The organism is Ruficoccus amylovorans, from assembly GCF_014230085.1.
GTDB lineage: Bacteria > Verrucomicrobiota > Verrucomicrobiia > Opitutales > Cerasicoccaceae > Ruficoccus > Ruficoccus amylovorans.
Window position 1 is genome coordinate 173,351 of the sequence record NZ_JACHVB010000014.1, and the last position, 11,719, is coordinate 185,069.

General features: G+C 58.9%; 6 protein-coding genes. All 6 read left to right on the plus strand.

Annotated features, from left to right (window positions below; genetic code table 11):
* Positions 1-9: 9 nt before the first annotated feature.
* Positions 10-645, plus strand: a complete 636-nt coding sequence (locus H5P28_RS05265) for a hypothetical protein (protein ID WP_185674670.1) — start codon at positions 10-12, stop codon at positions 643-645.
* 312 nt (positions 646-957) lie between these two features.
* Positions 958-1,977 carry a sialate O-acetylesterase gene (locus tag H5P28_RS05270; protein WP_185674671.1) on the plus strand — a complete coding sequence of 340 codons (1,020 nt, stop codon included), beginning with the start codon at positions 958-960 and terminating at the stop codon, positions 1,975-1,977.
* A gap of 107 nt (positions 1,978-2,084) precedes the next feature.
* Positions 2,085-5,684, plus strand: coding sequence for a pilus assembly PilX family protein (locus H5P28_RS05275; protein ID WP_185674672.1), 3,600 nt, complete (start codon positions 2,085-2,087; stop codon positions 5,682-5,684).
* 127 nt (positions 5,685-5,811) lie between these two features.
* Positions 5,812-6,399 (plus strand): hypothetical protein, encoded by a 588-nt coding sequence (locus H5P28_RS05280; protein ID WP_185674673.1) that lies wholly within the window; start codon positions 5,812-5,814, stop codon positions 6,397-6,399.
* A gap of 68 nt (positions 6,400-6,467) precedes the next feature.
* A complete protein-coding gene (locus H5P28_RS05285) occupies positions 6,468-9,065 on the plus strand; it encodes a glycoside hydrolase family 3 C-terminal domain-containing protein (RefSeq protein ID WP_185674674.1) in 2,598 nt (865 codons plus the stop codon).
* Positions 9,066-9,309: 244 nt separating this feature from the next.
* Entirely contained in the window at positions 9,310-11,685 is a 2,376-nt protein-coding gene (locus H5P28_RS05290) for a glycosyl hydrolase family 95 catalytic domain-containing protein (RefSeq protein ID WP_185674675.1), read from the plus strand.
* The last annotated feature ends 34 nt before the right edge of the window (positions 11,686-11,719 follow it).

Sequence of the window (11,719 nt, forward strand, 5' to 3'; positions counted from 1 at the left end):
ATAATGATTATGAATAAACGAAAATTTTTCACCGCCGTGTGTTTTGGGCTACTGACCAGTTGCTCGTGGGCGAATGCTGAAACGATTGTCGACTATGGCTTTAGTGTGGGAACGGGCCGCGACGGCAGAACGACGACACCGCAACCGGCGTCTCTCGTGGCCGGGCATGTCACCGCGGGTAAGTTGACCCCGGTACTGATGGGCGCCCCCAGCTCGGATAACACCGCGAACGGGATGGGTTTCGAGGGCACCTGGGGCTTTCTCGGACCGAGAAAGTACCCGCGCGGCATCGACAATATTTATTTTTCATTCAGTCTGAATATCGCTGACGGTTTTCAGGCCGATTTCCAGGCACTTAGCTTCACCTACCGCGCTCCCAAGCTCGACGGTGAGCACAGTGTGTACTGGGATGTGCGCTGCAGCGTGGACAACTTTCAGCAACCCCTGAAAGTCGTCAGCACCAAGGAAACGGGGCAGGGCAAGCCCACGCCTTCCGGAGATATTTCTCTGGAGTCGCTCAAGGGCGTGAAGGGGAATATCGAGTTCCGCATCTATATCTATGAGGAAACCGAGGAAACGGTCACCGGCGGCCAGTGCCGCCTGGGTGACATCAAGGTCACAGGCACGGTCGTTCCTGCCGCCTGACCGGAATACCTCTCGAACTCCTCGGGATATTCCGCTGATGCCCGCTTTACGGCGCCCTCAAGAGGGGGCGCTTTTTTGTGCCGGGATGCGGGGGCGTCTGCCAGACGGGGTTTGTACGGGATTATATACGCCGGCACGAGAGCGCTTGAGACCTCTGTTCCGGTCTGTATAATCATGAAAAAAACAGGTCAAAATAAATGGCGATGATGGTATGTTAGGTCGGAGGCAGGCGAAAGTGTCACGGATATTCGCGACTAGGCCTTTTTGAATAATCAGGCTATACTGTGCTCATACTACTACCCCTTTATGACTATGCCCCGATTGCGTAAGATTGTTACGTGTTCCATTGCCATTGCTGTGTGCTGCCTGAGCGCACACGCGCAGACCTCGTCCAGAAATACGGAGCAGGTTCAGGTCTATATCCTCTCCGGCCAGTCCAACATGCAGGGCATTGGCAAACTGGATGAAATGCCCCCTGCCTTTTCGGAGCCGCTGGACAATGTTTACTACTGGCACAAGGGGGCGTTTGTCCCGCTGGTGCCCGGTGAGACGCGCACCAGCAACCGCCCGGACGAGTTCGGTCCGGAAATCGGCTTTACCCACATGCTTCACCAGATGGATCCGCAGACGCCGGTTTTCGTCATCAAGTCGTATTCCCAGGGCAAGGCTCTGCATTGTGGCTGGGACGGCCCCCAATGGAAAGGCGAAGAGCCCGGCCCCAACCGCAGAAATTTCTATCCGGGCGAAACCCGTGAGGACCCGAACGTAGGCGTCCACTACCGGGACTTGCGCAAGACCTGCGAAGACGCCATCGGCTATCTGGAGGAATCCGGACTGGACTACCGGTTCGCGGGGATCGTCTGGGTGCAGGGCGAGCAGGACGCCAAGAGCGAAGTCTCCGCCCGCGAGTATGCCAGGAACCTCGGCCAGTTCAAGCAACGGCTACAGGAGGATCTCGGACTAGGGGATTTGCCGATGGTTTACCAGCAGGCGCTTCCATTCCCGATCGAGACCCCGCGCTTCGCCTACCGCGACGAGGTCCGTGACCAGATGCGCCGCGCGGATTGCCGCTCGGGTGAGGATGTCGCCGTCTCGCAGGCCTACATGGTCTCGACGGACGGCCTTCCGCTCATCTCCGACCTTGTCCATTACGATGCCGCCGGACAGCTCATGCTCGGCCAGCAGATGGCCCTGGCCATGAGCGAGGCCCGGCAGATGGCCCAGTGGCAGGCACAGCACGAGGACATGGTAAGAGCCGCGGACGAGATTTTTGCCGAGCGCGCCCGCCTGCGTGCCGAACGACAGAGGCAGCAAGCCCAGAAAAACCAATAGCTCACTCTGACAGCAACCGGCGCGCATTCTATATATTGTTTTCGGACAAAGCAAACGAACGGTCGAAAGGCTCAGCTTAGCGACAACACTTTTAAACCATCCGGCATATGAACTTGAAACGCAGAGACGAGGCAGGATTCGCGCTGGTGGTGGCATTGACCTTGATGGGTTTTGTGCTGCTGCTGTCGATTACGCTTGTTTCGCTCGTTCGGATGGAGACTGCCTCGGCGGGGTTGGCCCGGGAGAGTGTGATCGCTCGTCAGAATGCGCTCTTCGGCCTGCGGCAGGCTTTGGGAGAGCTTCAGGTCGTGCTCGGCCCCGACCAACGCGTTTCGGCCACCGCGGGGCTTTTACCCAACACCGCTCCCAATAAAGCCAACACGACCGGTGTCTGGGTGAGCGACCCGAACGGCAGCAGTGTGCACGGAACCAATTACGGCGAAGGCGATCTTGTGCGCTGGCTTGCTTCGGACGCAGTGACTGCGACCGGCGCCGCCAGCCTGAATTATAACCAGGTGCCCGCCCCGGCTATCGGTGCGAATAATTCGGTCGTGCTGCTGGGGGCCGGAAGCCTTGAGGACGCCGACTCCAATGGCCGCCCAGATGACCTTGCGCAGGCCGTGGTGGTTGATCTTTCGCGCAGTACCGTGGAGGAGAACGACACGACCACCGGCTACTATGCCTGGTGGATTGGTGATGAGGGTGTGAAGGCCAGGGTCAACCTGTCCACGAAAAACCTGAGTGCCTACGAGGACGCAAAGGCGAAGAAGCAGGCCTCAATCCTCGCACTCAACCAATCCGATCACGGAGATATTCGCGGGGTCAGCGAGGGGGACTTCAGTCATTTAGATATCTACTCCACGGGCCTCGCAGACCGTATTCATGGCGAGGGACAACTCAAGATCGCCGCCTCCAGGCAGGGTATCACGGGGGCTGAGGACAAGATCGACAAGCGTTTTCACGACCTGACTTACTGGAGCCGGGGAGTGCTGGCCGATGCCCGTAACGGCGGCCTCAAGGACGACCTTTCGTTGGCTTTTGAAATGTCCGACAGCGACTTCAACAGCTCGGAATTCGGCGCGGGCGGGGACTACCCGATCAGCGTGTATGGCTTCGGCAACAACAGCCTGATGACTCAGCCGCTCTTTGTGAAGGGTGGGGCGCTCGGCCCATCCTGGAGCCTGCTGCGGGATTATTACCGCCTCTACCACCGGGTCCAGACCCCGATGAACAACCCGACCCTCACGGCCCAGGACGCTTTTCCGAGTCTGCTGGATATACTTGGTGCTGGTGTTTCGCTCATCCCCACAACAGTGGATAACTGGGTTCCTACGGTGCATCCGGTCGGTCTATGGGGGCGAGGAAGTGGTGCGGGGGGGACGCTCAACGGGTACTCGGTCAACCTTGCGACGCAAGGTAACGAAGGCGATACGCTGAGCCAGAACCGTGTCACTCCTACTATGACACGTGGTTCCTATTGGCCTTACCTGAATCGTTATATCGAGGACATCTCTCTGTATTTCGTCAAGCATAAGGATAGTACCAATACATACCCCTACGTCTTGTACATTCAGGATGCAACGACAGCGGTATTTCATAACCCGTATAACGTTCGTCTTGTTATGCCCGAGACATGGATGTCAACGGGGCAGATCATGCGCATTGGCGCGGAGGTGGAAGTCACGGATGGGGACGGCAATGTAACCACCCCGAGCGAACACCGCGTGCTGGTGGATTCTGTCTTGGCCATTTCCGACACCTTCGAGCCCGGTGAGTTGAAATACCGAAGCGGGAGGAAAAACATGAACGGGGTTACGACATGGAATACCCCGTCCAATACGCATCCCGACTGGTCCAACTCCAGGCAGAAGGAGGTAGGCCTTATTCATGTTCCTGATGGTGCTGCAGCCTACAGTGTGACTTTTACACCTCTTGTCGCTGACAGTGGTTCGTCGATTCAATACTCGATTTTCGGGAACGGAATGAGCTCCACCGGCCTGCCTGTGATTACGGATAAAAAGGATATTCAGCAAAAGATGGCCCTGCTGGACTACGTTCAGATGGGGGCGTTTACGCTTCCGAGTGGGTGGGGAAGCACCACGGATGGCGTCGATTTTGGAGCGAATGACTTGGCGAATTACACTGCGGCGAGTCCTTGGAACCTTTACCGCACGGAGCTATTTATTAAACCGAGTGGGACGGACTATCCCTATCCGCCCTTTGTCCTTACAAACCCGACAGGCGCGATGAATTACGGGCCAAATATGATGCCCGAAACCGGGACCGGGTTTCCTATCTTCACTCCTGATCGGCAGATCCGTGTCGAGTCGCTACAGGGGAACATGTCTTCGACCAATCCAGGCCGTTGGGGAACCTCAAACGAAGCGAGTGGCCAGGACAATGTCGTTTTAATCGACCTTCCCACTTCGCCCCCGCTGTCGCTGGGCAAGTTCCAGAACGCCAACATCACCACTGTCGGCTACATGCCCGCGATGGCGATTGGTAATTCCTTTGCCTCGCCTTACATCCCCTGGGATCAGACGGTGACGACTTTCAATAATTGGAACAATCGAAGCCGTCTATTCTATGACCTGAGCTACCTCTCCAATGAGGCCCTCTGGGACCGCTACTTTTTCTCTTCGTATTCGGTGCCCTATAACGCCTCGGCGGACGACTACGATGCCAGTTCGGATACGCCAGGTGATTCCTTTGACGCGGCTTTCAACCCTGACTATAGTGGGAATTTCGCCACGGGCAGCTTGCCCAATCGCCGGATGTCTCTGTTGGTGGATCGGCAGGAGGACTTGGCCGACGTGCGCGACAAGCTCTTCGACGCGAACGGCGCGCCGCGCTCCGGCGGTTACCGTCGATCCGCGGAAAACCTCATGGTTGAAGGCGCTTTCAACGTGAACTCGGCTTCGGTCGAGGCGTGGGTTGCGGTGCTTTCGTCGGCACGCGGGATGTCCGTGTACGGCAGGACGACGAACAGCCCGACCACTGATGACGAACGCACGCCGATCTCGCGTCTTTCCCAGCCGCTGGAGTCGGCCTACACGGGGGGTAATGACGAGAGCGACGAAGCCTGGGCCGGTTTCCGTCACCTGACCGACGCTCAGATACGCACGCTGGCCGAGTGCATCGTCGAAGAGCTCAAGCTGCGCGCCGACGAGGTCAACGGAGGGCGGCCGTACCTGTCGTTGGCGGATTTCGTCAACCGTTCCCTGACGAACGAGGATTACCACTCCTGCGGCCTTTTGCAGGCGGCCATCGACAAGTCCGGTCTGAACGATTCTTTTAACAACGCCATCACCCGTGTCAGTCGCAGTGATTTGAGCAGCGCGAATTTTCCCAACCCCGATGCCATAAAATCGGGCGATGCCGACTCGCGTTCGGCTTCGGCCATGGCCCCCGGTTACATCCTGCAAGGCGACCTGCTGACCAGCCTGGGGTCGGCGATGAGCGTGCGCAGTGATACCTTCCGCATTCGTGCTTACGGAAACTTTGTTGACCCGTTGACAAACCGGGTCAAGGCGCAGGCCTGGTGTGAAGCGATTGTCCAGCGCGTGCCCGCTCCGGCGGCTTCGGTGACCGGTTCCGGACCCGATGATGCCGACTATTGGGAGCCGCAGAACGGGCCGGTATCCGGAAGGCTCGGGCGCCGTTTCGAGATCGTCGAGTTTCGCTGGTTGAACAAGGAAGATGTCTGACTACATACCCTCCATGAGAATCTCCAGCCTGCTATTTATTCTGTTTCTGCTCAGCTTCGCGCATGTCGTTACCGCGCAAGAGCCCGCGGTAAAGACCAGGTTTACCGTCCTGTCTATCGGTGGCTCCGTGCCCGATATTTCGGTTGTCACGGGCGGGGACACGGTCGAGACATTTGGCGCGTACACGACGGGGCGTGGAAGGGTTATTTCCTACGCCGGGCCGGAGAAGATTGTGTTATTCCGCCAGTTGGCCGGTGTGGATGCCGAGGGGAACCCTTTGCGCGAAGAAATCTCCAGTGTGCATGTACGGCCGGGAGTTCAGCGTTGGCTTTTCATTTTTCAGCGGGATGAGGGGGGTAAGTACAAGGTCTCGCCGATCCCTGATGATTTGAAGGGCTTTGGTCCGGGCCAATGCCGCTTTATCAATTTCAGCCCTTATCAAGTCGCGGTAAAAATGTCGAAAGAGACGCTGAACATCCCCGCGCACGGTTTTTCCGATTTCAGCCCGAGCCAGCGGGAGGAGGGGTATCAAGAGACGTTCATGGTCTCTGTGACCAAAGAAGGAAAAGCGCGCCGGGTCTTCGAGGGGAAGCTCTACTATTCCCCGCAACTCAGGTTCCTCTACCTGCTTCTTCCGGATCTGCGCGGTCGGGAGGGCAGTATACGCTTTGTGGGAATTCCGGAGCGTATCGGCTCGGATAATCCGTTGCCGTAGCCTGTCCGTCGATCATGCCAGTGTTTTTAGCTATTTAATTAGTCCTTGAAATATCAAAAATAATTATAATGACGAAGAAAATTAAGATGTATAATGCTCAGCACATGCGCTCGCCCGGTGCGTCATGGCGATGGAAAATCTGCGGTGCGGTCACTGGCGCGATGATGCTGGGAAGTGCCTTGGTTGCGGCGCCGCTGGAGGTCAAGGTCAAGGCCTCGTCAGAGTTGCCGCAGACACCTGCTTTTCTTGCTGCCGACGGGGATGCGGCTCTGCCGTGGAGCCCTGCGGATTATTCGCAGGAGAACTGGATCCAGTTTGATCTGTCCGAGCCGCAGTTAGTCGAGACGGTCGAGCTGATGTGGCAAAGCGGTCTCAATAACTGCGATTACAAGCTGGAGCTTTCCGCTGACGGTCAGGAGTGGGTGGAAGTCTGGAAGGGCAAGGGCAACAAGTCCCTCACTGGAGAGACGGCCAAGATAAAAAAGCCGATGAAGGCCGCGCACCTGCGCGTAAAGACGAAGGGCAACCGCCAGGGGCTTTCTGAGCTGAAGGTAAACGGGCGTGATTTACGCGATCCGGCGGTGGCTGCCATTCCCGCCATCCCGCAGGATGCGCCGTACCGCGACACCGGTCTGTCGCCCGAAGAACGCGCCGCCAACGTCGTCTCCATGATGACGGACTACGAGAAATTCCAGATGGCCGGCGGCTATAACAACCGCTACGTGCGCGAACTGAAACGCTTTGGCCTGCGGGAAGTTTTCATGGCCGACGCTTCAGCGGGGATTCACCTGCTGTCGAAGTTCATCGATGCGCCGGAGCCGGGCAGCATCTCGTATCCCTGCTCAGTCGCACTCGCGGCCACCTGGAACACCGATCTGGCGCGCGATTACGGCCAGGCCCTCGGCCTGGAATGCCGCCAGTTGGGCGTGGACATCCTGCTCGGACCGGGCTTCAACCTGTACCGCACCTCCAGTAATGGCCGCAACTTTGAGTACATGGGCGAAGACCCGGTGCTCGCCGGTGCGATGGCCACTTCCTACATCCAGGGTATGCAGGAGGAAGGTGTCATGGCCGTGGCCAAACACTTTATCTGCAACAATAACGAGTGGCGCCGCCACGACACGGACGTCATCATCGACGACCGCACGCTGCACGAGCTCTACATGCTGCCCTGGTACGACGTGGTTCATAACGGCGATGTCGATTCCATCATGGGCTCCTACAACTGGCTCAACGGCGAGAAAGTCAGCTGCGGCCCGATCGCGCTGAACGGACTCCTGCGCGGCGACATCGGTTTTGAAGGGCTGATTATGTCCGACTGGGGCGCTTCGTGGTTCAGTGACCAGGCGCTTGTCAGCGGCCTGGACATGTCGATGCCGGTCATGCGCGACATGACAGTCTTCTCCGAGGCTATTACACCAGAGACACAGGGTGACCTCGACGCCATTTCACAGCGTATCCTGACGACTCTCTTCCGCCGTGGCATCTACGACCGTGCCCAGAAGTCCCCCGAGTTAGCCGCCGACCGCTCCGAGTGGGAAGCGGTCTCGCTCGCAACCGCCCGCCAGGCGGTGACCCTGCTCAAGAACGACGGCGTGCTCCCGCTCAAGTCCGATGGTGACGTGCTCGTGCTCGGCCCCTCGGCTGGCAACACCTGCTACAGCGGTGGCGGCTCCGGCTGGGTCAAGGGCTACGACCATGCCAACATCGCTCCCGAGCTTCAGCGCCTGCTGGGTAAGGACAAGGTCGAGTATGTCGAGAACTGGAAGAAAGTCACCGACGCCCAGCTCAAGGATGCCGAGTCCATCGTCGTTTGCGTGGACCTTCAGACCAAGGAGGGCATTGATTATTATCCGAAACTTGAAGAGGAACAGGAAGCGCTGGTCCAGCGTTGCGTGGATCTGAATCCGCGCACGGTTGTCGTGGTCAACTCTGGCTCGGGACTGGAGATGGAATGGGACAGCAAGGCCGCCGCCGTCGTCTGGGCGTACTACCCGGGCCAATACGGTGGCACCGCCATCGCGGAAGTCATCACCGGCGAGCTTAATCCCTCCGGCCGCCTGCCTTACTCGATCGAGCTTAAATTCGAGGATTCCCCCGCCTACGGCTACATTCCCGAGGGGGCGACGTGGACCCAACGCAAGGAGAACGACGTGGACCGCTCGCTGCCGGAGTGCCCGCCCGTCGAGTACAAGGAGGGCGTTTTCATCGGCTACCGATGGTACGATGAAAAGGGCCTGGACGTGCGCTATCCCTTCGGCCACGGCCTGAGCTACACGACCTTCGCCTATGAGGATCTGAAGGTGAAAACCGAGGGCGACGAGATCGTCGTGACCGCTAAGATTCGCAACTCCGGCGATCGCGCCGGGGCCGAAGTCGTCCAGCTTTACGTGGGCGACCGTGACGCCTCAGTTGAGCGGCCCATCCGCGAACTGAAAGCTTTCGCGCGGATTGAGTTGAAGCCCGGCCAGAGCGAGGAAGTCGAGTTCCGGCTCAATCCGGTGGCGCTGGCCTACTACGATGTGGACGGCAAGAACTGGCTCGTCGAACCGGGCAAGTTCACCATCGACATCGGGGCCTCCAGCCGCGACATCCGCCTGTCGGAAGAGCTTAACTGGTCGAAGCAGCTTCGCTACCAGCGTCCGAGCGACAAACAGTCCATTTAACCCGCGGCGCCGGGAGACGGAACGCTCTGTCTCCCGGCGCTTGCTTCTCCCATCCGTCAAGCCCGGCTGCTACTGGCTCCATCAACCACAGCGCAGAACATTCGCGAGTCACACCCCTGACCTCAAAATGAACGTTGCTATATTTCGTCCGCGTCTTTCAGCCCCATTGTCCCTGGGACTAGCCATTGCGTGCCTGTCGGGCGCATTGCCAAGCTCCGCCGCCCCCAAGCCTTCGAAAGCGCCCGTGACCGTCTGTGAACCGGTGCCGGAAGGGACGGTTTTTACAGAACCGGCGTCGGCCCCCGGGAGTCTGAATGTGCTCTGGTACCGCCAGCCTGCGAGCAAGTGGATCGAGGCCCTGCCCATCGGAAACGGGAGCTTCGGCGGCATGGTGTTTGGCGGCATTACGCGTGATGTCTTGCAGTTTAACCACGACACGATCTGGTCGAAGCCCAAGTACCCGGAGGGTATGACTTACGAGGACCGGTTGCCCGACCGCACGGCGGCGATTGAGGAAGTGCGCCGCCTGATCTTTGCCGGGAAGTACGCCGAGGCCGACGAGCTTATCAAAAACGACGTGCTCATCAAAGGCTATCAATGGGGATCGTATCAACCTTTCGCTACACTGGAGAGCACTTATGATGTCGATGTCAGCGGCGGGGTGGGGCAGTACCGCAATCAGCTAGACATGGGTACGGGCGTGGTCAGCACACAGTACCGGGTGGCGGGCACGCTGTACCACCGGGAGGTTTTCGCCGCGAGTGGGAAGAACATCCTCGTGATTCGCATGAGCGCGGAAGGCGAGGGCGATATTACCGGGAGCTTCACGCTCTCTCGCGATGCCAACCGGGACAACTACTCGCCGGTCAGCGTGAGCAACGACACTATTTCGATTATCGGCCAGGCCGAGAATATGAACGAGTACGGGGTTCGCTTTCAGTCGATGGTGCAGGCGGTCGGGACCGGTGGGGAGATCACGTCCGCCGACGGAGTTATCCATGTGCGCGGCCTCCGCGAGCTGACGCTTTTTATCGTAGGAGCGACCGATTACAATCAGACCGAGCCGTATCAGCCGCTTGATATTGATTTGGCTGCGGCCTGCGAAAAACTGCTCGCCGACGTGCACGACGAAGGGGCGGAGTCGCTCCAGGCGCAGGCGCGCAAGGATCACGGAGAACTTTTCGGGCGGGTGGACTTGCGTCTCGGGCATGATCTCAATAACGATGTCCCTACGGATGAACTGATCGCCGCCGCGAAGAAGTCCGACCCCTCGCCGCTGCTGGCCAGTCAGGTCTATCAGTTTGGCCGCTACCTGCTCATTTGCTCGTCGCGGCCCGGCAGCATGCCGGCCAACCTGCAAGGGCTCTGGAACGACCGGATTTCGCCACCCTGGTATTCGGATTACCACTACAATATCAATGTCCAGATGAACTACTGGATGGCCGAGACGGCCAACCTCTCCGAGTGCCATCTGCCGTACTTTGACCTGCTGGAGGGGCTGGTGCCGCACGGCAAGCGGGTCGCCTCGGAGATGTTCGGGGTGCGTGGCTTCTGCGTGCCGCACGCCACAGGCGGATACTTCACGGTCGTTCCGACCGGGAGTGCGCCCTACGCACTGTGGACGATGGGCGGAGCCTGGGGAACGCAGCATGTGATGGAGCATTACCGCTTCACTGAGGACAAGACCTTCCTGCGTGAGCGCGGACTACCGCTTTTGCGAGAGGCAGCGCTGTTTTGTCTGGACTGGCTGGTGGAAAACCCGCAGACGGGCAAGCTGGTCAGCGGGCCGGATGTTTCGCCGGAAAACTTTTTCCTTCTCGATGACGGGGAGCGTGCCGCCATCGACATGGGCTGCGCGATGAATCAGCAGATCACCTGGCAGGTTTTTACGGACTATCTGGAGGCACTGAAAATATTGACTGTCACCGAGCAGCCACTGGAGGACGAAGTCCGCGACGCGCTCACGCGTCTGGCCGATCCGGTGCAGATCGGCGAGGATGGGCGCGTGATGGAGTGGTCCGCCGAGCTCGAGGAGCGCGTGCCCGGGCACCGTCACCTCTCGCAGCTTTTCGCGTTTTGCCCCGGCAACCAGTACCACCGCCTGAACGCGCCCGAATTGGTTGAGGCTGCCGTACGCAGTGTGGACTACCGGGTGAGCAAGCCCGGCGGCGCTGGTAAGACCGGCTGGAGCGCGGGCTGGGTGAATGCGCTCTATGCGCGCTTCGGCATGGGCGACAAAGCTTACGGGGCGTTGGTGCGATTTTTGCAAAACAATCTCTTCCCCGACATGTTGGCGATTTACCCGCCCGACTTGTTCCAGATCGACGGCAACTTCGGCTATACACTCGCGCTGACGGAGATGCTGCTGCAGAGCCACACTGGCGAGATCGACCTGCTGCCCGCCTTACCGGAAGCCTGGGGCGATGGACGCGTGAGCGGACTGGTCGCGCGGGGCGGCTTCGAGGTCAGGATGGAGTGGCAAGGGGGAAAACTGACGGGCGGGAGTATCCGTTCACGGTTGGGCAATCCCGGCGTGGTTAACTACGCTGGCCAACGGATTGAGATCGCTTTGGGTGCCGGTGAATCCGCGGATTTGGGAACGCTCTTCGATCTAAAGTAGTAACTTCTACCGGAAACAGTTTTTTTATAAAAAC

Excerpts from the sequence above, each read along its gene's own strand:
- H5P28_RS05265 (WP_185674670.1), top strand. The coding sequence starts at position 10 with ATGAATAAACGAAAATTTTTCACCGCCGTGTGTTTTGGGCTACTGACC.
- H5P28_RS05270 (WP_185674671.1), top strand. The coding sequence starts at position 958 with ATGCCCCGATTGCGTAAGATTGTTACGTGTTCCATTGCCATTGCTGTG.
- H5P28_RS05275 (WP_185674672.1), top strand. The coding sequence starts at position 2,085 with ATGAACTTGAAACGCAGAGACGAGGCAGGATTCGCGCTGGTGGTGGCA.
- H5P28_RS05285 (WP_185674674.1), top strand. The coding sequence starts at position 6,468 with ATGACGAAGAAAATTAAGATGTATAATGCTCAGCACATGCGCTCGCCC.